22 protein-coding genes are annotated in these 21,855 nt (G+C 66.9%); 3 read left to right on the top strand and 19 right to left on the bottom strand.

Features of this window, described 5'->3' with window-relative positions; all coding sequences use genetic code 11:
• Positions 1-150 precede the first annotated feature (150 nt).
• The 9 genes from HJ588_RS04320 to HJ588_RS04280 are packed head-to-tail and all read right to left on the bottom strand — an operon-like array spanning position 151 to position 8,493.
• Complete coding sequence (locus tag HJ588_RS04320) at positions 151-1,098, bottom strand: SRPBCC family protein (RefSeq protein ID WP_171152321.1); 948 nt, start codon at positions 1,096-1,098, stop codon at positions 151-153.
• Positions 1,091-1,537 carry an SRPBCC family protein gene (locus tag HJ588_RS04315; RefSeq protein WP_171152317.1) on the bottom strand — a complete coding sequence of 149 codons (447 nt, stop codon included), beginning with the start codon at positions 1,535-1,537 and terminating at the stop codon, positions 1,091-1,093. The genes HJ588_RS04320 and HJ588_RS04315 overlap by 8 nt, the downstream gene beginning before the upstream one ends.
• A complete protein-coding gene (locus HJ588_RS04310) occupies positions 1,534-2,070 on the bottom strand; it encodes an SRPBCC family protein (RefSeq protein ID WP_171152313.1) in 537 nt (178 codons plus the stop codon). The genes HJ588_RS04315 and HJ588_RS04310 overlap by 4 nt, the downstream gene beginning before the upstream one ends.
• Positions 2,067-3,002 (bottom strand): DNA-3-methyladenine glycosylase family protein, encoded by a 936-nt coding sequence (locus HJ588_RS04305; protein ID WP_171152309.1) that lies wholly within the window; start codon positions 3,000-3,002, stop codon positions 2,067-2,069. Before HJ588_RS04305 ends, HJ588_RS04310 begins: the two co-directional genes overlap by 4 nt.
• Positions 3,003-3,034: 32 nt before the next feature.
• Complete coding sequence (locus HJ588_RS04300; RefSeq protein WP_171152302.1) at positions 3,035-3,394, bottom strand: VOC family protein; 360 nt, start codon at positions 3,392-3,394, stop codon at positions 3,035-3,037.
• Between the two features lie 31 nt (positions 3,395-3,425).
• Positions 3,426-4,661: a cytochrome P450 gene (locus HJ588_RS04295; protein ID WP_171152296.1), complete on the bottom strand. Its 1,236-nt coding sequence runs from the start codon at positions 4,659-4,661 to the stop codon at positions 3,426-3,428.
• Between the two features lie 9 nt (positions 4,662-4,670).
• Positions 4,671-6,155: an MFS transporter gene (locus HJ588_RS04290; protein ID WP_281358805.1), complete on the bottom strand. Its 1,485-nt coding sequence runs from the start codon at positions 6,153-6,155 to the stop codon at positions 4,671-4,673.
• A gap of 25 nt (positions 6,156-6,180) precedes the next feature.
• Positions 6,181-7,245: a class I SAM-dependent methyltransferase gene (locus tag HJ588_RS04285; RefSeq protein ID WP_171152248.1), complete on the bottom strand. Its 1,065-nt coding sequence runs from the start codon at positions 7,243-7,245 to the stop codon at positions 6,181-6,183.
• 12 nt (positions 7,246-7,257) lie between these two features.
• Positions 7,258-8,493 (bottom strand): NAD(P)/FAD-dependent oxidoreductase, encoded by a 1,236-nt coding sequence (locus tag HJ588_RS04280; RefSeq protein ID WP_171155356.1) that lies wholly within the window; start codon positions 8,491-8,493, stop codon positions 7,258-7,260.
• 122 nt (positions 8,494-8,615) lie between these two features.
• Here HJ588_RS04280 and HJ588_RS04275 point away from each other — a divergent pair, with 122 nt between their 5' ends.
• Both HJ588_RS04275 and HJ588_RS04270 read left to right on the top strand, forming a co-directional pair.
• Complete coding sequence (locus HJ588_RS04275) at positions 8,616-9,611, top strand: NAD(P)/FAD-dependent oxidoreductase (protein WP_171152246.1); 996 nt, start codon at positions 8,616-8,618, stop codon at positions 9,609-9,611.
• A 27-nt stretch (positions 9,612-9,638) separates the two neighbouring features.
• Positions 9,639-9,950 carry a 4Fe-4S binding protein gene (locus tag HJ588_RS04270; protein ID WP_171152244.1) on the top strand — a complete coding sequence of 104 codons (312 nt, stop codon included), beginning with the start codon at positions 9,639-9,641 and terminating at the stop codon, positions 9,948-9,950.
• A 478-nt stretch (positions 9,951-10,428) separates the two neighbouring features.
• Here the strand turns inward: HJ588_RS04270 and dnaB are convergent, their stop codons facing one another.
• The 5 genes from dnaB to HJ588_RS04245 all read right to left on the bottom strand — a co-directional run bounded on the left by dnaB (position 10,429) and on the right by HJ588_RS04245 (position 16,290).
• Positions 10,429-11,799 (bottom strand): replicative DNA helicase, encoded by a 1,371-nt coding sequence (gene dnaB, locus HJ588_RS04265; protein WP_343036688.1) that lies wholly within the window; start codon positions 11,797-11,799, stop codon positions 10,429-10,431.
• Positions 11,800-12,227: 428 nt separating this feature from the next.
• A complete protein-coding gene (locus HJ588_RS04260; RefSeq protein ID WP_171152239.1) occupies positions 12,228-13,142 on the bottom strand; it encodes a hypothetical protein in 915 nt (304 codons plus the stop codon).
• Positions 13,132-13,794: a DUF6318 family protein gene (locus tag HJ588_RS04255; protein ID WP_171152237.1), complete on the bottom strand. Its 663-nt coding sequence runs from the start codon at positions 13,792-13,794 to the stop codon at positions 13,132-13,134. Before HJ588_RS04255 ends, HJ588_RS04260 begins: the two co-directional genes overlap by 11 nt.
• A 162-nt stretch (positions 13,795-13,956) precedes the next feature.
• Positions 13,957-14,982, bottom strand: a complete 1,026-nt coding sequence (locus HJ588_RS04250; RefSeq protein ID WP_171152235.1) for an NlpC/P60 family protein — start codon at positions 14,980-14,982, stop codon at positions 13,957-13,959.
• 528 nt (positions 14,983-15,510) lie between these two features.
• Positions 15,511-16,290, bottom strand: a complete 780-nt coding sequence (locus HJ588_RS04245; protein ID WP_171152233.1) for a C40 family peptidase — start codon at positions 16,288-16,290, stop codon at positions 15,511-15,513.
• A 426-nt stretch (positions 16,291-16,716) separates the two neighbouring features.
• Between HJ588_RS04245 and HJ588_RS04240 the strand changes: the two genes are divergently transcribed.
• A complete protein-coding gene (locus HJ588_RS04240; protein ID WP_343036589.1) occupies positions 16,717-18,075 on the top strand; it encodes an MATE family efflux transporter in 1,359 nt (452 codons plus the stop codon).
• 320 nt (positions 18,076-18,395) lie between these two features.
• Here HJ588_RS04240 and rplI read toward each other — a convergent pair whose 3' ends face one another.
• The 5 genes from rplI to HJ588_RS04215 all read right to left on the bottom strand — a co-directional run bounded on the left by rplI (position 18,396) and on the right by HJ588_RS04215 (position 21,810).
• Positions 18,396-18,845 (bottom strand): 50S ribosomal protein L9, encoded by a 450-nt coding sequence (gene rplI / locus HJ588_RS04235; protein ID WP_171152231.1) that lies wholly within the window; start codon positions 18,843-18,845, stop codon positions 18,396-18,398.
• A 17-nt stretch (positions 18,846-18,862) separates the two neighbouring features.
• Positions 18,863-19,099 (bottom strand): 30S ribosomal protein S18, encoded by a 237-nt coding sequence (rpsR, locus tag HJ588_RS04230; RefSeq protein WP_171152229.1) that lies wholly within the window; start codon positions 19,097-19,099, stop codon positions 18,863-18,865.
• Positions 19,100-19,380: 281 nt separating this feature from the next.
• A complete protein-coding gene (locus tag HJ588_RS04225; RefSeq protein ID WP_171152227.1) occupies positions 19,381-19,968 on the bottom strand; it encodes a single-stranded DNA-binding protein in 588 nt (195 codons plus the stop codon).
• A gap of 26 nt (positions 19,969-19,994) precedes the next feature.
• The gene (rpsF, locus tag HJ588_RS04220; RefSeq protein WP_171152225.1) at positions 19,995-20,282 is read right to left on the bottom strand and encodes a 30S ribosomal protein S6; all 288 of its coding nucleotides are present in this window, start codon (positions 20,280-20,282) and stop codon (positions 19,995-19,997) included.
• A 187-nt stretch (positions 20,283-20,469) separates the two neighbouring features.
• Positions 20,470-21,810 (bottom strand): glycosyltransferase 87 family protein, encoded by a 1,341-nt coding sequence (locus tag HJ588_RS04215; protein ID WP_171152223.1) that lies wholly within the window; start codon positions 21,808-21,810, stop codon positions 20,470-20,472.
• Positions 21,811-21,855: the final 45 nt, after the last annotated feature.

Below are 21,855 nucleotides of genomic sequence, written 5' to 3'. Positions count from 1 at the left end.
CTCCTGGAGCGCGCAGCACACGAACGGAAGCCCGTCCCTTGGCGTGGGTCGACTGCCTGTGTGGGACGGGCTTCTGCTCGTGTGTGTCGACCTGAGACACGGTGATTGGTGCCAACGATTCCCCCTCGGTCACGCTGACACGGACGGCATCTATGCAGCCGCACGTTCGGAATCTGGCGATTCCCCCACCAGCTTTGCCGCGTCAGCCAGACGGTTAAGTTCCTCAACCAATGTGCCACGCTGCTGGTCGATGGTGTCGGTTTGTGAGCGGAATCGTGCTGATACCAGTGCATCGGTCATCCACATAGTGAACCTCAGGATGGATTCGTCTCCCAGCGGATGCACTGTGACGAGCGCTCGTTCCTCGCCGATCTCGGTGACTGACGAGATGATGAACAGCCCTTCGTAGGGATGCTCGACCCGCGTCAATACGGTCGAACCGAGCACTGTGCGCATACGGACCCGATCGTCCACCATGTCTTCGACCGTGCTGAAGAACGCTGCCCACTGCGGGAGGTTCTCGGTGACCTGCAGGAAAGCTGAAACGTCGGCGGCCGATACCGGCGCGACAATGCTCGCATCGCACCGGTGGTAGCGGTGACCGTTGGTTGCCGCCGGCTCGTGGGCGAAGTGCTCAGCGAACGACAGCAGGATCGCGTGCAGCCGACCGGTGAAAGAGAGTTGGTAGAACCACCGATCATTTTCGTACTGCTCGAACGAGCGCTGGTCCGGCGTGAGGGTGTACTGCCTGCCTGCTAGAACCTCACACGTGCCTGGCTGACCGGGGACCTCGTGGAACATCCAGTACCCGCTGTGCTGCTCCATCCCCGGCGGACATTCCGGCGTGAAGAACTCGATATCACCCGTGGGGTGCCGGTACCGGATGGTGCGGACGGTCTCAGTGACGCCCCCTCGGTAGACAGTCATCGTGAACTCTTGGTGGACGCCGTCGTCGTACAGCACCTCGACGGAATCAATCCCGGACCAGATTTCGTGCCAGGCGCGGACGTCCCAGAACAGGTCGGAGACTGTTCTGCGATCGGACTGGACGAGCTGCTGGGCCCGGGCGGTGTCGCGGACTCCGGTGATTTTAGGCATTTTCAATAGCCTCCTTGAACAGAGTGAGGTTGTGATGCAGCAGTCCGCGCAGCTTTTCAGCGAACTGCGCCTCGTCGCCCGCCGGGCCGCCGTCCTCGACAGACCGCAGCTCGAAGACCCGACTGGCGGTTACGACCGTGCTGCCGTCCTGGTTGGTGGTGAAGTCCCACACACCGTTCATGTAGGTCATGATCGGTGGGGGCGTGGTCTGGACCAGCTCGAGCTGGTGTGGTCGACGCAGGTATCGGAAGCCGTGGACGGTCTCCTCGCCTGCCGGCCGCAGCACAGTCATGGTGAACTCTTGATTGAAGCCATCGTGATAGAGCACTTCGACTCCGACCGTGTCGGGCAGGATTCGCGGCCACTGGGTGAGATCGGCGAAGGTGTCAAATATCCGGTCCCGTGGTGCGTCGATGGTGAGCGTGTCGACGACGTTCATCCTTTGGCCTCCCGCTCCAGAATCGTGCGCCACGTCTGCAGAGTGATCCGTGAATGCCCGGCCAGGGTGGCGTGCACCTTCTCCTGGGTTGTCCCGTCCGCGTCAGAGGGGAACACTTCGTTGGCAACGTCCTCGTCGAGGTTCCAGACATGGGTGATCTCAACGTGGGTCGTGCTCTCACCGACCTGTGAGAATCTCCAGATCCCGCCGTGATGCCGCAAGAACTTGGGCGGCACAGGCTGAAAGAACTCGATGACGTTCGGGCCGCAGTTGCGCACAGAGCGGACCGTCAACGGCGGCTGACCCTCGGCCTCCGAAGCCACCGTCATGTAGAACTCCTGATATCGGCCGTCGTCGTAGGCCACGTCCAGCTGGAGTATGTGCGGCAGCAATCGCTGCCACTGGGTGAGATCGAACAGCGCCTCGTATGCACGCTCCTGCGATACGGGAAAGACCGCTTCCTCCCGACACGAATACTCGAAGCATTCGGACTGGTCAATCGCGATGGTTGCGGCTTCGATGGTGGTGGTCATACCGGTGATTCCTTTCGTGGGGTCAACTTTCGTGCGCTGAACATCAGTGGGATGGCCTCGGTGGTGCGGAACAGGAAACAGACCCAGCTGCGCAGCGGCGACCACGCGCGGGAGACTTCGGCGAAGTACTGGTCGTCGTCGGCCGAATGGTGGTAGACCCGCGACAGCACCTTCCGCAGCCGCCGCTCCTGCGCGGGAAACATGTCCGGGCTTCCGGCACCGCGCACGAGAGTCAGTTCCGCGGAGAACGGGCCTATCCCGTGGATCGTGAGCAGTCGCCGCAGAGCGTCCTGCGGATCCAGCGAGCGCAGCATCGCCGCGTCGAGCTGCCCGTCGAGGGCGGCACGGGCCACAGCCTGCAGCCGGTCTCGAGCGGTGTCGGGGAGGCTCAGGTCGGCGGCCGACCGCAGCAGTGTGTCCGGGCGGGGGAAGACCGTACGACGCACCCCGGCGATGTCGACCACGTCGCCGAGCTCGGCGCACAATCGGGCCCGTACCGCCGCCGCCTGGGTCATGCGGACACGTTGACTGAGCACGCTCCAGGCCGCGGCTTCGTACGGGCTGGCGAACAGGACCGGCCGCAAGCCCGGGGCACGCCGCATCAGGTCAGCAACGTGCGGGTCTCTCGCGGCGACCTGGTCCAGCGCGCTGCCGTCAATGTCGAGGCAGAGCATGCGGCGGACCTGGTCGCGCGCCGCACTGCCCGCCGGGGAAGCGAACTGGCACCGGACCGTTCCGTCGGGGTCCTGGAGAACCCGCACGCCCTGCGGCGACCATTCACCGTCGACGGTGAATGCGGTCACCAGCTCCTCGGGGGCGGCCGGCTGCTGTGCCGTGTCCTGCAATGGTGTGAAGCCGGCCAGGAACGCGGCGGATGCCCTCAGATCAAAGGGGCCGCGCGGTTCGATTTCCAGGGTGGTGGATGAGCTCATACGTGCTCCTCGTCGGGAGGGTCTTTACTCGGTCAGGCGTGCACGGTGATCGCGTAACCATCGGGGTCGGCGAACGCGAAGGTGCGCCCGAACGGCCCGTCGAACGGTTCCGTCAGGATCGGACGACCCGCGGCGACGACCCTGGCGTGTACGCCATCGACGTCGTCGGCCTTGAACCACAGGGCCACGCCCCAGCCGAGTCGGTCGACCGCGTCGAGGTCGACCATGGGTTCGCGCACTGCGAACGGAATGGGCTCAGTGGCAAAGACGACGGCGTGGGGCGGCCCTTCGGGCGCCTCCGTAAGGCCGAGGACGTCCTTGTAGAACGTGGCCGATGCGTCGACATCGCGGACCTGGAGGGCGGCAAAGTCGAGTCCGGTGGTGCGTGTCATGGTGATACTTCCTTTCGTGGGGGTGAACGAGTCAGGCTGAGGTGACTCGCAGCGGGAGGTTCAGCAAGCCGTGCAAGGTCAGGTTGCTCTTCCAGGACGGTTCTCCGGCAAGCTCGATATCGCTGAATGCCGACAGCAGAGCGCGGAACCCGCACTGGCCTTCGAGCCGACCGAGGGCCGCTCCGAGGCAGAAGTGGATGCCTCCGCCGAACGACAGCGGGTGGATCTCGGTGCGGGTCACGTTGAGTTGGTCGGGGTTGTCGTACCGTGCCGGGTCGTGGTTGGCCGCGCCGAGCAGCAGGACGATGGAGTCGCCTCTCGGGATCGCGTGATCGCCGACCGGGAGGTCTTCCAGCGCTGTACGCATGGTGAGCTGAACAGATGGGTCATAGCGCAGCAGCTCTTCCACGGCCCCGGGGATGAGGTCGGGGTGGTTGCGCAGGAGGGTCAGCTGTCCGGGGTGTCGGAGCAGCGCCAGCATGCCGTTGCCGAAGAGGTTGGTCGTGGTCTCAAACCCGGCGCCGAATAGGAACTGGATCAGACTGGTCAGCTCGCCGGCGGCGATCCGGTCGCCGTCGATCTCGACGTTGACGAGGTGCGTAATCAGGTCGTCTTGCGGATGACGTCTGCGGCGGGCGATGAGCTCGTCGAAGTAGGCGTTGAGTTCGTGGGCCGCGCCGTCGGCGGTGGCCAACTGTTCCGCCGAGGGGGAGGGTTCGACGCACAGCGTGACGTCGCGGACGAGTCGCCGGAACTGGGGCCAGTCCTGTTGCGGTACACCGAGCAGTGTGCCGATGACTGCGACTGGAAGCGGGAACGCGAAGACATCCAACAGGTCGATCTCGCGTTGGTCCCGAAGCGGCTCGAGCAATACTCCGACCCGCTCCTCGATGCGTGGCTGGAAGGCCTGGATGGCGCGCGGGGTGAAGCCGGACGCCAGGAGGCGACGGAGTCGGGTATGGCGAGGCGGATTCATCCAGATCAGGTGGTCAAGCATCCGGGTGAACGACTCGTGGGATCGCCAGTCCCGCACACCTTGTCCTGCGATGAAGGCCTCGACGTTCTTGCCGACGGCAGGTGACCGCAGCACCGCCTCGACGTCTTCGTACCGGCTGAGCACCCAATGCCCGAATGCGCTGCGGTGCACGGGCGCGTTCTCGCGCAGGAACCGGTAGGTGGGGTACGGATTGGCCGCCACCGACGGGTCGGTGAACAGCCGACGGATGGCGGGTTCGACCGTGGTGTCGGGCTCGGCGGTGGTCGTCATGATGGCTCCTCAGACGGTGGTCGGCTGGACAGGTGCGGTACGGGGGGACGGCAGCCGTAGGCACATCGCTGCGGCGAGGACGAAGACCGCCACCTCCCACCAGAGCGCGTCGGTCAAGGTGTGCTGGAAACCCGCCGGACCCGGCCGCGCGCCCAACAGGTGGAAGTAGAGCGTCCCCAGCAGAGCGAGGCCGACAGCGCCACCGACCTGCTGACACGTGGCCAGCAGCCCGGAGGCGGCGCCGGCCAGCTCATGTGGCACGTGTCGCAGGACGATCTCAGTGACAGGAGCCACGAAGAGCCCCATCCCGAACCCGGCCACTGCCAACGCGGGTGCCAACGCCCAGGGGGTCGGTTGGTCTGCGACCTGCAGGGTCGCCATCAGCATGAGGTGGCCAGCGACCTGTAGTCCGCAGCCGAGGACGAGCACCCTGCTACCGAGGCGTCGGGCGAAGAGCGCGGACCGTTTGGACGAGACTGCTCCCAATGCGGCGAACGGCACCGTGGCCAGCCCGGCTGTCAGTGCGGACTCACCCATGCCCAGCTGGAGGGTGAGCAGGAAGATGAAGAAGAACGGACCGATGCCGGCGAAGAACACCACGTTGGCTGCAGCTCCCACCGCGAACCCGGGTGCCGCGAACAGTGCAAGAGGCGCGACCGGTGCGGGCTTTGCCTGCTGGTGCCTGGCGATCGAGTCGAGCCGTGCTTGACGACGTACGAACAGGCCGAACAGCACCAGGGCGGCGGCCATCACGACGAATCCGCTTATCGGCCAACCGTTCTCGCGTCCGAATGTAAGCGGGAACAGTACCGCGAGCAGCGCCGACGCAAGCAGCGCCGCGCTGAACAGGTCCACGGGTCGGCCGCGCTGGGGTGGTGTGTTTGGGAGGAGGACTCTGCCCGCGGCTAGCGCTGCTAGTCCAATCGGCACGTTTACCCAGAACACCGAACGCCAGCCGGCGTCGAGCGGGTCAATGAGGACGCCGCCCAGAACCGGTCCGAGCACCGTGGACAATCCGACGGTCGCGCCGTAGATGCCGAACACCTTGGGTCGCTGAGCCGGCGGCGTACTGACCTTGAGGATGGCCAGCACCTGCGGAAACATCAGCCCGGAGAACGCACCTTGCGCGAAGCGAGCGGCGACCAGCTGGCTCCCGGTGCCCGCCAGTCCGCAGGCGACCGAAGCCAAGACGAACCCGGCCATCCCGAGGAGAAATAGCCGGCGCCGACCATGGACGTCACCGAGTCGGCCGCCGACGAGCAGTACGGCCGCGAACGCGGCCTGGTAACCGGCCATGATCAGCTCGACCGTCGATGAACCGGTGTGCAGGTCGGCACGGATGTCAGGCACGGCGACGTTGACGATGGTCGAGTCGAGCAATTGCATGAAGGCTGCGGAGAGCAGTACGACCAACGCGGGCCGAGTCAGCTGCGGTACCAGCGATGACCCGTGCGATTTCGGGTTACGGCGTGAGGGCGGGGCAAGGGCAGTCATGGTGATCCTCCGTTCGTAGGTCGAGTCAGAGTGGACTGGTCGCAGCGGTAATCAGGGTCTGCGGCCCGGACGGGCATCGAGCCTCCTCGTAGTACCGAAGGCCGACCGACTCGCAGAGGGCGCGGTAGGTCGCGGCGTCGTACGCGTGCCCCCCGCTGGTCATGAGCATCTGCAGACCGAAGAACGTGGCCACCGGATTGCTCATAGGCGCAAGCGGATCGGGGACGATCTCGAAGATCGCGACCCGACCCGACGGCTTGAGCACGCGCGCGACCTGCTGCATGAGCGCCTGGCACTCGGTCAGGTCGTAGCCGTGGAGCAGGTTGCACAGCATTACCAGGTCGTGGCTATCGTCGGGCTCGGCCCGGATGACCTCGCGCAGGTCGCCCGCCACGCCGCAGACCTGACCGGACAAGCCGGCGTCGGCGGCCTTGCGACTGAACGCGTCGATGACCTCCGAGCGATCGACTCCGATGACGCTCGCGTCAGTCCGGCTCTGCGCGATCAGCCGGCTGTAGCCTCCCGAGCCGCATCCAAGGTCTAGCACGCTGCTGTCGGGGGGAAGGCGACGTGCAAGGGTCGGAGCCAGCCACTGCTGGGCGGCCGCGGCGAGCTGGTCGAGGTACGGCGTGACCTGAGTCCACAGGCTGCTACCGTCGCTCCCGAAATAGTCCGTGGTCGGTGAGCCGGCACGGACCGTGTCCGCCAGCGTCGGCCATACCGTGAAGTTCAGCTCGTGGTGCATGTGCCGCAGGTCGCCGATGTAGCCCGTTCGCCCCTCGACCAGGAACGCTGCGGCGTCGGGAGCCAGGGCGTACGACGTCTCGCCCGCGTCGTCCTGCGGCTCTACCAGGCCGAGTGCGCCGACCGCATCCAGTAGGCGAGCGATACCTTCCTCGGAGCATCCCGTCTCGGTGGCGATCTCCCTGGCTCGGCGATAGCCCTGGGCGATGCACGTGAAGATCCCGAGGTCCAGCGCAGCAATTAGCGTTCCCGTATGGGCAATGCCCCACGAGATTCCCATTATCCGCGCGGGAGTGACGGCCTGTTGGAGAGTCGGGGCGGTGGTTGCGCCTGTGGTTGTCGTCATGAGCGTGGCCTCTCAGGCGACGTCGGCATCGTCGTCGGGGAGTTCCATGACTCGGCTGGCGCCGCCCAGACCCGAGATGAGCTTGACGAAGTCTTCGCGCTGCGCGAGTTCTCGGACGGGATCGATCATCTGCTGTGCGCGGCGCCAGTAGTCCTCCCGGTTACGCCGGGCGTCGTAGAAATAGCGGACGAAAGAGACGACGGTGTCGAAGAAGGAGCGGTAGGTGTCCTCGTAGTTCTGCTGGTGCCCCTGCTCCTTGGCCGGGTCGTCCGTGAGGATCGCGGCGACGGTGTCAGCAGCGGCCGCGCCGGAGCGCATGGCGAGCATCACGCCGGTGGAGAAGAGCGGATCGACGAAGGCCGCTGAGTCGCCTGCCAGCAGGTAACCTGGGCCGTGGAAGCTGGTCGCCTGGTAGGACCAATCTTTGGTAGCTCGGAAGTCGGCGACCCGAGTGGCGTCCTCCAGTAGGCGCGGGATCTCCTGAGCGGTGCCAAGCTTCTCTGCAAAGAACTCGGCTGCTGACTTGCCGCTGGCCAGGAAATTGGCGTTCGGACCGACGAAGCCCACGCTTCGGGAGCCGTCGCTAAACGGGATGCACCAGAGCCAGCCGTCCCGGTGATACTCGGTGAAGATGTTCCCGCGGTCGTCGCCCGGGAGCTGGGTACCTCCTTGGAAGTAGGTCCAGATGGCGACGTTCTTCAGGTCGTCGTGCCATTCCAGATCACCGTGGGAGCGCGCCATCAGCTTGGCCTGTCCACTCGCGTCCACGACGTAACGGGCACGCACCGATTGGGTCTCCTGCCCCTCGCCCATTCGGTACTCGGCACCTACGGCGCGCCCGTCCTCGAACAGCACGTTGGAGACCGCGGCTTCCTCCACGACGAGGGCTCCAAGTTCACGTGCACGGCTGAGTAGCAGGTGGTCGAAGTCCGCACGCTTGACTTCGTACGCGAACCCGTACTTCGGTTCGCCCTCGTTGAAATACACCGTCCAGGTCTCGCGCTCAGCGCCCCACAGCAACGAGATGCCGTTCTTGCGCTGGAAGCCCGCCGCGGCGACCCGGTCGACGAGATCAAGCCGCTCCAGCACCGACATCACACCAGGAACGAGTGACTCTCCCACGTGATATCGCGGGAACTTCTCCCGCTCCAGGACGATGACGTCCAGGCCCTGCTCGGCCAGCAGCGCGGCTGCGGTCGCTCCGGCGGGACCACCCCCGATGACCAGCACGTCGTGCTCAACCTCCATGATCGTCCCTCTCTTGACCGTCGCCGTATCTATCTTCTCGAACATGATGATCAGTGAATCGGACGATCAGTGCTCTGTCAAGATACTTGAGCAATTGATGATGGTCAGGTAAGCTGATGATCATGTTCACTGATGATCTAGACCTCGTGGTCGTCGGTCTGGGGCCAGCCGGCTTGTTCGCGACGTACTACGCCCAGTTGCGCGGACTGCGAACAGGTGTGGTCGACGTCCTCGATCGCCCGGGCGGTCAGGTCGCTGAGCTGTTGCCCGACAAGAACATCTACGACGTGGCTGGGCACCCGGCAATCCGCGGACGTGACCTCATCAGCGCGCTCACAGAGCAGATTGGCTCGTGGCCGACCACGTCACTTCTTGGCCACGAACTCGTTTCCATACGACGGCACGGTCCTTCGTGGATACTCGGTACCGACCAGGGCGAGAGCCTCCGGGCACGAGCCGTGGTGCTCTGCGGCGGCGCGGGGCGGTTCCGGCCGCGGACCCTGCCAGGCGCCGACAGCTTCCTGGGCCGGGGCGCTGGGTACGCCTGCCCCACGGGGGTGGACCTCGGCCACTGTGTCGTGGTCGGCGGCGGCGACAGCGCGGTCGATGCGGCCCTGGCTCTGGAACAGGTCGCGGCATCGGTCACTCTCGTGCATCGCAGCAGCCGATTCCGCGCACATGAGGCAACCGTTACGCAGCTCGAACGGTCCAGCGTGCAGCTTCGGCTGGGAAGCGAGATCACCGGCTGCAACGGCCGGGACCGACTTGAGAGCGTGGTCTGTCTGGACCGCACGGGCCAGCACGACGTACTCCCCGCGCAACACCTGACTATCGCGCTCGGCCTGATCACGCGCCCGGCTCCATTTACGGAGTGGGGTATCACCAACGAGGCGGGCAAAATCGTCGTCGATAGCTCGATGCAGACGTCGCAAACCGGCATTTTCGCTGCGGGCGATGCCGTCACCTACCCAGGCAAGGTGCCGCTCATCACGAGCGGTTTCGGTGAAGCAGCCACCGCGGTCAACAACGCCGCCGTGATCGCCCGCCATGACCTCATGCTCGACCCAGGGCACTCATCACTGCGCCCTCCCCCAGACGCCTCCGCTCATCCCGCGTGAGGCACAGCAACAGGAAGGAATCGAGTCATGCTTCACGTCGTAGGAAGTCCGTGCATCGATGTCAAGGACCGCGCTTGCATGGACGAGTGTCCGGCGGACGCCATCTATCAGGGCCGTCGGCAGGCCTTCATCAACCCAGCCGAGTGCATAGGATGTGGCAACTGCGCGCTGGTGTGTCCGGTCGGAGCAATCAAGCCGCTGTCGTCGCTGCCCGAGACCTGGAAGCCATACGAACGGCGCGCGCGCTCCATCTTCGAAACGCTCGGTGCCACTACCGGTGGGACGACCTTCGAAGGAACGCTGCCCGAGCCGGATGACGACCTCCCGCTCGCGGGTTGAGCGCGGTCGCGCGATGGTCCCCGGTCCCGTCCGGTCCGGGGACCCCCAGTCGCGCGTCCGCACACGCAGACGGTACGGGCGAGCGACGTCCCGATCCCAGTAAACGCTCGGGTCCTGTCACCCGCGAGTTCGCGCACCTAGCGGCTGGCGCGGGACGCCGCTGTCCGTTTGAGGATCGGCACGGAGTACCACCGAACACGATCACTCACCGGCATGTTCAGCGCTTCAAGTAGGCGGCAGGCGCCAGATAGACAATGTGATGCATACGCAGCCGTGTTGGACTGCTTCGAGACACTGATGGCATCTGGCGCTGCAGTGGCCCTTGCACATGCCCGACTCGTTTCAACCGAGGTTCCCTCGATCACTGATCCGCGTTCGAAGTTCTCACGCAACCGAACCGGTCCAACCATCGGCGAATGGGTCAAATCCTCAATGAGGTCTCCAGTGCCACACCAGTTTCAGAAGCAGACTCGCACGGTCAGAAATTCTGCGCCATATTCGTAAATCGCGAATAGTGCCCCTGAAACGCAACCGTAATCGTGTCGGTCGGACCATTACGGTGCTTGGCGACAATCAGGTCGGCCTCGCCGGCACGCTCGGACTCCTTGTCGTAGGAATCCTCGCGGTGTAGCAGGATCACCATGTCGGCGTCCTGCTCGATCGAGCCGGATTCACGCAGGTCCGACATCTGCGGGCGCTTGTCGGTGCGTTGCTCGGGTCCACGGTTGAGCTGGGAGATCGCGATGACCGGGACGTTCAATTCCTTCGCGAGCAGCTTGAGCGCACGGGAAAACTCCGAAACCTCCTGCTGGCGGGATTCGACGCGCTTACCCGAAGTCATCAGCTGCAGATAGTCGATGATGACGAGCTTGAGGTTGTTGCGCTCGCGCAGCCGGCGACATTTGGACCGGATCTCCATCAGCGACATGTTGGGCGAATCGTCGATGAAGAGCGGGGCGTCGGCGACCTTGCCCATCGTCGTCGCGAGGCGCGTCCAGTCCTCGTCGCGCATCGTGCCCTTGCGCATGTGCTGCAACTGGATGCCTCCCTCGGCGGACAGCAGCCGCATAGAGATCTCGGTCTTGCTCATCTCGAGCGAGAAGACGACGCTCGCCATACCGGCCTTGATGGAGGCCGCGCGCGCGATGTCTAGTCCCAGGGTCGATTTGCCGACAGCTGGTCTCGCCGCAACGACGATCATCTGCCCGGGGTGCAATCCGTTGGTGAGCGTGTCGAGGTCGGTGAATCCCGTTGGCACACCGGTCATTTCGCCGTTGCTGCTGCTGGCGGCGTCGATCTCGTCGGCGGTCTCGGAGATGACCTCGCCAAGCCGGACGTAGTCCTCGGACTCCTTGCCGGCGGTCACGCCGAAGACCTCGGCCTGGGCGGCGTTGATGATGTCGACGACGTCGCCGCCGCCCTCGGTGTGGCCGAGCTGGACGATGCGGGTGCCGGCGTCGACGAGGCGGCGCAGCACTGCCCGCTCGGCGACGATCTCGGCGTAGAAGCCGGCGTTGGCGGCGGTCGGCACGCCCTGGATCAGCTCGTGCAGGTAGGCCTGGCCGCCGATGCGCTGCAGTTCGCCGCGTTTGGTCAGCTCGTCGGCGACGGTGATCGCGTCGGCGGGCTCGCCGCGACCGTAGAGGTCGATGATCGCCTCGTAGATCGCCTCGTGCGCCGGGCGGTAGAAGTCCCGCCCGTCGACGGCCTCGGCCGCGTCGGCGATCGCGTCCTTGGACAGCAGCATGCTGCCGAGCACCGACTGCTCGGCCGGCACGTCCTGCGGCGGCACCAAGCCACCTCCGGTGCCACCCGAGTCCGGGGGGTATTCACCGGGGAACTCAGCAATCGCCACGCACGTGCTCCTTGGACCCGTTTTCGAACATGTGTCGATTGCAGCAGCAACCACTGACAGTCACGGACAGGTGGCGGTGACGGCCGTGATCGACACGGAAGACGCCACGCTACGACCCGGGTCGGCGACGCGCCAAACCCCCGCGGAAGCGGCCTGTGGACTACCTGCGGACAACGTGTGGATATCTCCGGTACGACGGTGCACACCCTGGGGACAGACCTGTGGATGACGAAACGCCTCTGCCGCGAGCAGGCCGCTGACCTGCGCAAACGCGGTCCACCGGGTGTGGACGAGAAAAAGTCGCGGTGGATTTTGCCTGGCCTTTACCCACAGGGGGCATCGGGACGGGCGGCCCTTGCGGGACGGGCGGGACCCCTGTTACCCATGCGTAGGAAACCGTGCCGTATGACGCCGCCGGCGGTTCAACGCACCAGCCGCGTCTTGGCGCCCACGACGGTCAGCGCCTGGGTCGGTCCGCTGATCGTCGCCGCGCCCGGCAGGTCCTGGAAGTCGCTGCCGTCGACCGAGAACTGCCCGCCGTAGACCGTGGTGATCTGCGTCGTGACGGAACCCGTCTTGGTGTAGGTGTGCTTGATGTCGCCGGTCGGCCACACGCCGCCCATCGAGGTGGTCGGGCCGGCGCTGCTGCCGTCGCCGAAGAGGTAGGTGTTGGACTTCAGCACCGGCTTGATCCGCACCTGGTGGCCGAGCAGGGTCACCGTGCGCACCTCGTCCGGGGCCCAGCCGGCGCCTGGGAAAACGGTGCGGAAATAGGTCGGCAGGTTGACCAGCGTGCGGTTGCCGACCGGCTGCATCGCCACCTGCGGCTTCGCGAACGGCGTCCGGGTGAACGCCTGCAGGATCATCGCCACGGTCAGCTGCGGCCGACTCGCACCGCCGGGCACCAAATTGGGCCAACAGGTTTCACCGCCCGCACGCCATTGGCCGCGCTTGCCGTCCGGGAGGATCGGCCGAAAGAAGATCCGTACCAGCGGACCGACCGCATCCGGCACATCCACACAGATCGTCATCGCTCGCGCACACCCGACGTCGTCGCCGGGACTGCTGTTGCCCGGACAGGCAATGGCCGTGTCGTATTCGTACGGGACTGTCTTGACCGTTGTCTTGCCGTTTTCCGTCACCGGCTCTTTACCGGAAGTGGGAAGTTCCGACGTCTGCTTCATTGTGGATCCTGAGTACTTGGCGCCGCCATCATCGACGCATTTAGTCTCGAGGACTCCACACGCCAGGGCGGAAACCGGATAGATGAATCCTATGCCGCTAGCCACCGAACCAGCGAGACAAAGCGAGAGAATACGGACCGAGCTAGTCTTCATTAGTTTGAACCTCACGAGTTCGCCAACCGTCGGGCGTCCAATCGATCAAAAATACGATCTTCGTAGTCGACGGTGATCCCGCGCGCGCTACCGCGCCAGACGAGGAAAGTATTGGAGAGTCGGTCTGGATTAGATCGAAGAATAGATGCTTTTCGACCTTGTCCACGCTAAGGACTTTGATCGCCCCAGGTCGCTTGAATACGTCCCGGCCGTAATGCTCATTGTTAGTCACTAAGCGGTTCAATGCCTCCGTCCACTGACCACAGGTTTTGCAGCTCGGCGTCGAGATTTCCTTGACCGGGTCGAGCACTGGTTTCAACGCAGCCGCATTGAGCCTGGCAACGTAGTACTCCACAAACGCCCGCGCCCCCGCCTCGGTGTGCTGGCGGGCGGGCTCGGGAACCCCGGGCGCCCCGGCGGCCGTCCCGGACGCGGACCCAGCCGGCGCCGACGCGCTCGTGCCCGTCGCCGTAGCGCTCGGTGCCGTGCTGCTCGGCGGCGGCACCGAATAGCTCGTCGGCGAGCCGCCGGAACTGCCCGCCCCCTCCGACCCACCCGAACTCCCACTGCAGCCGGAGACGGCCAGCAGGCCGCCCAACAGCAGCACAGCGGCCCCGCTGCGGGTGGTGACTCGTGCGTTGTCCATCGACATGCCTTCCTCCAATGACCCGGGTGCGGCGATTATGCGTGCTCGGGCCACCCCACAGACTGCCAACGAACGCACCATTCCCGCAGAAGTTGTCCACAGGCATTGCAAACGGCCCCGGCCACCCGTGACGGGTGACCGGGGCCGTGGACCTGTGAACGCCGCGCGTCAGCGCAGCGTGCCGTACCCCGCAGGGGTGGTCCAGATCTGCTGCTGCTTGACGACGTCGCCCGGCTTCGGGGCGGCGATCATCTGGTTGTTCCCGATGTAGATGCCCACGTGGTAGGCCGGGTAACCGAAGAAGACCAGGTCGCCCGGCTGCGGGTTGGTGGTCGCCTTCATGTAGCGCTGCTGCTGACTCGCCGTACGCGGAATCGACAGCCCCGCCTGCTTATAGACGTATGACGTGAGCCCCGAGCAGTCGAAGCCCTGCGACGGGGAGGACCCGCCCCACACATACGGCACGCCGAGATACTTGCGCGCGATCGACACCACAGCGCTGAGGCCCGCGTCGGCCGGCGGGGTCGTCGTGGGCGGTGCAGGGGTCGTCGGCGGCGTCGGGGTGTTCGTCCCGCACGGGTAGCCGCCGAGCGCCGACCAGGTCGCGGTGCCGACGATGCCGTCGGCCACCAGGCCCTTGCTCGACTGGAACGCCTTCACCTTCGACAGCGTGTCGACGCCGAAGACGCCGTCGACGTTGAGCCCGCCGAGCCGCTGCTGCGCGACCGACACCAGCGAACCGGTCGATCCGTAGCGGATCTGGCTCACCGAGCAGGTCGGCGGGTTCTGGGTGGGCGGGGTCGGCGTCGTAGTGGGCGGCGCCGGGGTCGTCGAGCCCGGGAAGCCGCCCAGCGCGGTCCAGGTCAGCGGTCCGACGATGCCGTCGGCCACCAGACCCTTGCTCGACTGGAAGGCCTTCACCTTGGCGTCGGTGCGCCACCCGAAGATGCCGTCCACCGCCAGCCCACCCAGCCGCTGCTGCACGACGCGCACGTAGCTGCCGGTCGATCCCGACTGCAGGTAGACCACCTGCGTCGGGGTCGCGGCCCGCACGCCCGCGTTACCCGTGGTCGCACGCGCGCCACCGGTGCCCGGATCGGCCTGCGCCGGCGCGGCGTGCACCAGGCTCGCCGCCGTCGCAGGAATGCTGAGCAACGACCCGGTGAGCACCAGGCCCTTGCGCGATGTCACCACTGGGCTGACCTTGGCCGTCAGGCTCGGCCTCGGTCTGCGGTGGCGCGGAGTAGTAATCGTGGTCATCTGACCCTCTCGGTCCTCGTGCTGTCAGATACGCGCGCAAAGGGGGACACCCGCGTGGCGCAGGCATCCCCCGGAGTCGCCCACTCCTTCCCCGAAGAAGGCGGTTTGCACGATCACGCACTATGCCGGGAAATGAGGGCACTGTGAAAGGCGCGAAAGTTGATCGTCAATGGGCCCATGAGCACCGTGTTACTGGTGTGACTCGTGTGACTTGGCGGCTTTTCGGCCCGGAAACATCGGATTGGTTGCAATCCCGGGGCCCCTCGCGCACGCGGGGGCCCTTATAACACCGGTTCCTGGATACGGGTTCGAACGACACGCCGAACGAAATTGCTGACAGCGTTTGTCTCGCCATTCGAGACAGACGGGAAGAAGCGGGCAGCAGTCCGCCAGCAACACGAAAGGGGCCCCGACGGCAACGCCGTCGAGGCCCCAACGCGTATGGCGGGGCGACCGCCTCGATCAGAGGCGACCGAAGTAGTAGCTGCCCCAGAGGTTCTGCACGCTCACCACGGTGCCCGGGCGACGGGCGGCGATGATCTGGCCGTTCCCGAGGTAGATGGCCACGTGGTAGGCCGGGTAGCCCCAGAAGACCAGGTCGCCCGGCTGCGGGCTGGAGACCCGGCGGCTGGCGTAGGCCTGCTGCGAGGCGGTGCGCGGAATGCTCTTGCCGGCCCGCGCGAAGACGTAGGAGGTGAAGCCCGAGCAGTCGAAACCGGCCGGCGTGGTGCCGCCCCAGCGGTAGGGCACGCCCTGCATGCTGCGCGCGATGCTGGTGACGCTGGTGTTGGAGACGTAAGTCGACCGCGTGGTGTCGCGGGAGACGGTGCCGCCATACCCACCGAGCGAGGCCCAGGTGCGCGGGCCGACGATGCCGTCGACGACCAGGCCGTGCGAACTCTGGTAGCCACGCACCCGAGCGTCGGTGCGCGGGCCGAAGATGCCGTCGACCACGAGGCCACCGACGCGCTGCTGGACGACCTTCACCGCGGAGCCGCGGGAGCCCCAGTAGACGGTCGGGCCGGCGGGGCGGGCCGGGGACGCCTTGACTGCCTTGACGGCGCCGGCCTGCTTCACGGCACCGGCCTGCACGAATCCGCCACCCGGAGCGGCCGATGCGCTTTCCATGCCGACGACCGGCACGACGACGGCGCCTGCGGCGGCGAAGGCGATGCCGCGGCGGCCCATCTTGTTGAGGGCGTTCGGCTGCTGCTTCAGGTGACGCGGAGAGTAAGAACCCATGGAAATAAGGGACCCTTCGTAGCCTCGGTGTAGTTACTGACTTCAGGCCGGGCCACGTTGCCCCCACCGCGTGGCGATGGTGCCTGTTCGCGCAACCGGCTCCCCGATCCGGCGCACGGGCATCGACTATGGCGTACGCGCGCGAGTTACCAAAGTCCTTCCGCGCATTCCAACCGCACAGCACACGCCCCGAACGTCACATCTGTCACACAGCTGACCAGTTACGGTCCGTGACCATTCCGTGATATTCCGCGCGTTTCCGCGGTTCTCGGCCGCATCGGCGGCGATACATGACGGCTGACCACATTGTTCCGACGCCGCTCGCATGCCGAGACCGACTTGGTCCGGATGGTGAGACCAGCGAACCGGTCGGTAACCGACGGGCGCGGGTCTGCCGGCATACGGCCCACCTCATAGGCTGACCCGGTGCCCGACGACGCAACGCCCGACGCAGGCGCCGGCCACTCGGTGCACCGGCAGATCCTGCGGCTCGCGGTGCCGGCCTTTCTCGCCCTCGTCGCCGAGCCGCTCTTCCTGCTCGCCGACTCGGCGATCGTGGGCCACCTCGGCACCGACGAACTCGCCGGGCTGGGCGTCGCGAGCGCCGCGCTGCTGACCGCCGCGAACATCTACGTCTTCCTCGCCTACGGCACCACCGCACTCGTCGCCCGACAACTCGGGGCGGGCCGGGAGGCGCAGGCGGTCGGCGCCGGCATCGACGGCGTCTGGCTGTCGCTCGGCCTGGGCGCGGTGACTGCCGTGGTCGTCGCGGTCTTCGCCGGGCCCATCTGCGACCTCTTCGGCGCGTCGGCCGCAGCCGCCGACGAGGCGACGATCTACCTGCGGATCAGCGCCTTCGGCATACCCGGCATGCTCGCGGTGCTGGCCGCGACCGGCGTGCTGCGCGGCTTCCAGGACACCCGCACCCCGCTCGTCACCGCGACCCTGGGTTTCACGTGCAACCTGCTGCTCAACGTCGTCCTCGTGTATGGCGTGGGCCTCGGCATCGCCGGCTCCGCCCTCGGCACGGTCCTCGCCCAGACCGGCATGGCCGCCGGGCTGCTCGTCGTCGTCCTTCGACGCGCGCATCGCCTCGGCACGCCGCTTCGGCCACACCCGGGGCGGGTGCTGGCGGCGGCGCTGTTCGGCATACCCCTGCTGGTGCGCACCCTCGCGCTGCGGGCCGCCGTGCTCGCCAGCACCTGGGTCGCCGCCGAACTCGGCGACGTGCCACTCGCCGCGCACCAGGTAGCGATGACGATCTTCGGCTTCCTGGCGTTCGCGCTGGACGCGCTGGCGATCGCCGCGCAGGCGCTCACCGGCAAGGCGCTCGGGGCGCACGACGTCGCGGGCACCCGGGCGATGACCCGGCTGATGCTGTGGTGGGGCTGGTGGATGGGCGTCGTGCTGGGCGCCGGCGTCGCCGCGCTCCACACGGTGCTGCCGGTGCTGTTCACCGGCGATCCGCGGGTCCGCGACGCGCTCGCGGCCGCACTGCTAGTGCTCGCGGTCGGCCAGCCGATCGCGGGGCTGGTCTTCGTGCTCGACGGCGTGCTGATCGGGGCCGGCGACGGGCGGGCGCTGGCGCTGCTGCAGGTGCTGGTGCTGCTCGCCTACCTGCCGCTGCTCTGGCTGGTGCACGCCAACGCGGCCTCGCTGCGCGCCGACGGCGCCACGCACGCGCTGGTGCTGCTCTGGTGGACGTTCACCGGCTTCATGGCGCTGCGGCTGGTCGCGCTCGGCCTGCGCGCCCGCAGCGACCGCTGGCTGGTCACCGGCGCCTGAGCACCCTGCTCGAGTCGCACTCGTCCGCTGACGGGCGACTTGTCCGCTCTTGGTGGACTTGTCACGTGCTTGGCGGACTTGTCACGTCATACCCGACTTGTCCGCTGTCGGTGGACTTGTCACATGCTCTAGCACGTGACAAGTCACCCCTTTACGTGACAAGTGCGCGATGACGTGACAAGTACCCCATCAACGTGACAAGTGGCCCGCCCACGTGACAAGTCAGGTTTCACCGGACAAGTACCACCACGAGACGCAAAAGCCGGCCACCCCAGCGGGGTGACCGGCTCTCGCGCGTGCTGCGGCGTATGCCGCGAGCGTCACTTGGCGGCGACGACGTCCAGCTTGACGACGGCCTCGACCTCCGGGTGCAGGCGCACCTGGACCTCGTGGGAGCCGACGTTGCGGATCGGGGCCGACACGTGGATCGTGCGACGGTCGATCGCGCCGGCACCGGCCTCCTTGACCGCCTCGGCGATCTCGGCGGTGGTGACGGCACCGAAGAGGCGACCGGACTCGCCGGCGCGCGCGGGCACCCGCACGACCGAGGACTCCAGGTTGCCCTTGAGCGACTGGGCCTGCTCGAGCGACTTCACCGCGCGGGTCTCGCGCGCCTTGGTGATCGCGTCGACCTGCTTCTGGCCGCCCTTGGTCCACGGGGTGGCCAGGTTGCGGGGCAGCAGGTAGTTGCGGGCGTAGCCGTCCTTGACGTCGACGACGTCACCGGGCGCGCCGAGGCTCGGCACCTCGTGGGTCAGAATGATCTTCATCTCTGGGTGACCTCCTGTCAGCGAGCCGAGCTGGAGTAGGGCAGCAGCGCCATCTCGCGGGCGTTCTTGACCGCGGTGGCGATGAGCCGCTGCTCCTGGACGGAGACACCGGTCACCCGGCGAGCGCGGATCTTGCCGCGGTCGCTGATGAACTTGCGCAGCAGCGCGGTGTCCTTGTAGTCGATCGACTCGACCTTCGCCGCCTTCAGCGGGTTGGCCTTCTTCTTGGGCTTACGAATGGCGGGCTTGGCCATCGTGGTGCTCTCTTTCTCTTGCGGAGAGCCCGAGCGGCGCTCGGGATGGGGTTGTGCTTTTTTGTCGTATGACGTGGGTGGTCTCGATACGCGGCTCGCCCCTGGGGGCTCGCCGCTACTCGACCACCGGACTGCCGGCACCGGCTCCGATCCAGCCGGGACGGACCGAGCGTGCGTGGCCGGTCCCGACGCGCGGATCGGAGCGAGACCGGCACCGGCTCCGACGCGCGGATCGGAGCGAGACCGGCACCGGCTCCGATGCAGCTATCGGAGCGAGACGACTAGAACGGGGGCTCGTCGTAGGACGGGCCGGTGCTCCAGCCGCCCTGACCACCCTGACCGCCCTGGCCACCGGACTGCGGACCCTGGCCGCCACCCTGCTGCGGCGCGCCGGTCGCCCACGGGTCGGACTGCTGTCCGCCGCCGTAGCCGCCCTGGCCACCGCCAGAGTTGCCGCCGCCCTGCTGGCCGCCGAAGCCGCCGCCCTGGCCGCCGCCACGCTGGGTCTTGTTGACCTTCGCGGTGGCGTAGCGCAGCGAGGGGCCGACCTCGTCGACATCCAGCTCCATGGTGGTGCGCTTCTGGCCGGTCTCCTTGTCGTCCCAGGAGCGAGACTTCAGCCGGCCGGAGACGATCACGCGCGAGCCGCGGGTGAGCGACTCGGCGACGTTCTCCGCCGCCTCGCGCCACACCGAGCAGCGCATGAACAGCGTCTCGCCGTCCTTCCACTCATTGGTCTGCCGGTCCATGTAACGCGGAGTGGATGCCACGGTGAAGTTGGCAACGGCCGCCCCGTTGGGGGTGAACCGCAACTCCGGGTCCTGGGTCAGGTTGCCGATGATGGTGATGACGGTGTCGCCTGCGGCCATGTCAGTCTCCTAGTCGTGCCGAGGGATCAGGCGTCCACGCGCAGCAGCTTGGTGCGCATGATCGACTCGTTCAGCGTCAGCTGACGGTCGAGCTCCTTGGCGGTCGCCGACTCAGCGGTCAGCGTCACCACGGCGTAGATGCCCTCGGACTTCTTCTTGATGTCGTATGCCAGACGGCGGCGACCCCAGATGTCGAGGTTGTCGACCTTGCCACCATCCTTAGTGACCACCTTGAGGAACTTGTCCAGCGTGGGCTGGACGGTGCGCTCGTCGAGCTCGGGGTCGATGATGATCATCAGTTCGTACTTACGCATGCGGTAACCCACCTCCTTCGGTCTGAACGGTCACGGTCTCTCCGTGACAGGAGGGTTGTGCAGCGTTGGCGCGCGAACCTCATGTCGTCACCGTTGGTGATGGACACTCTGCCCGTTCGCACCGACAACCGTGCGGTATGCCGGTGCAGGCAGGTCGCGAACGCACGCCAGCGGCCGAGTTTATCGGTCAGGTGACGGGATGCGGAAATCGGCGGCCGGCCGCCGGCGCGGGCCGTGGCTCGGCATACGGGTCGAGCGGGTCCCGCGGCAGGTCCTCGGACGACTCCCACGAGGCCCAGGCGATCCCGACGTAGGCGATCGCCCGCACGATCAGGAAGAAACTGAACGCCGCACCGGGCATCGCCTTGCCCGGGTTGGACGGTCCGGCGATGTAGAGCCACACCATGACGAAGTAGGTGATCTCGACCCCGGCCCAGACCAGGTGGTCGCGCCAGCGGATCGCGCTGACCGCGAGCAGCGGCAGCAGCCAGAGGCAGGTCTGCACCGACATCGACTTGCCGGTGAGCAGCACCACCACGAGCATCGTCAGCGCGAGCGGCGCGAGCTGGGTGCGCTCCTTGGGGCGACCGGTCAGGTAGAGCCCGAGCAGGATCGCGATCACCCAACCGAGGACCGCGATGATCGACAGCGCGTCGCCGGGCACCGAGACGTGCGCGATCGTGAGGACGTATGACGGCGCGCCGTACGAACCCTTCTGGTCCCACCAGGTGCGGTAGGGGTCCAGCGGGTTGCCGCCCATCAGCACCGCGAGCGCGCAGCACACCGCGACCGCCGCCGCTGCCCCGCCGAGCATCCGGGCCATCGGCCGGAGCTGCTTGTCGCGCACCGCGATCAGCACGATCGCCGCGATGATCACGAGCGGGTAGGTGCGCGCCATGACCGCCGCGCCGAGCAGCACCCCCGCAGCCACGGGCCGGCGGCGCGCCCAGCAGGCGAGCCCGAAGGTGGCGAGCGCGACACCGAGCATGTCGAAGGAGACCAGGGCCGCGGTGACCAGCACCGGCGACAGCGCGACGTGCGCCGCGAGCCACGGGGTGCCGCGCACGATCGAGGCGGTGGCGAGCGTCGTGGCCGCGACGAGCAGCACGATGATCGCGGCGCCGATGGCGAAGTAGACCTGCTGGACCGCGAGGGCGCTGCCCCCGGGCGTGATCTGGTTGACCAGCCAGCCGAGCACGGCGGTCAGCACCGGCTGGTTGTGCCCGAGGCCGCCGGTGTCCCAGGGACTGCCGCCGTGCACCGCGGTGGCGCCGACCGGCAGGTCCGAATAGCACTCCCGCCACAGCGAACCAGGCGAGCCCCAGCCCTCGCGCACGCAGTGGTTCTTCTGGAGTACGCCGAGGGCCACGAAGACCGAGGCGAGCGCCGAGAGCAGGGCCGCGACGTAGGTCCAGCCGCGGCGGCCGATCGCCGCGAACCGGCCGACCGGTCCGCCGATTACCTCGGTCGCGAGCGCCGCCGTCGTCTCGCCGCGGCTGGGCACGGTCAGTCGGGTGGGCGCAGGCACGGCGGCGAGCCTACCTGCCGACGCGGTGTCGCAAGCCGGACTCGC

The organism is Flexivirga aerilata (genome assembly GCF_013002715.1).
GTDB classification, from domain to species: domain Bacteria; phylum Actinomycetota; class Actinomycetes; order Actinomycetales; family Dermatophilaceae; genus Flexivirga; species Flexivirga aerilata.
The sequence above is the reverse complement of the archived record's forward strand: the minus strand, read 5'-3'. Positions and strand labels throughout refer to the sequence as shown.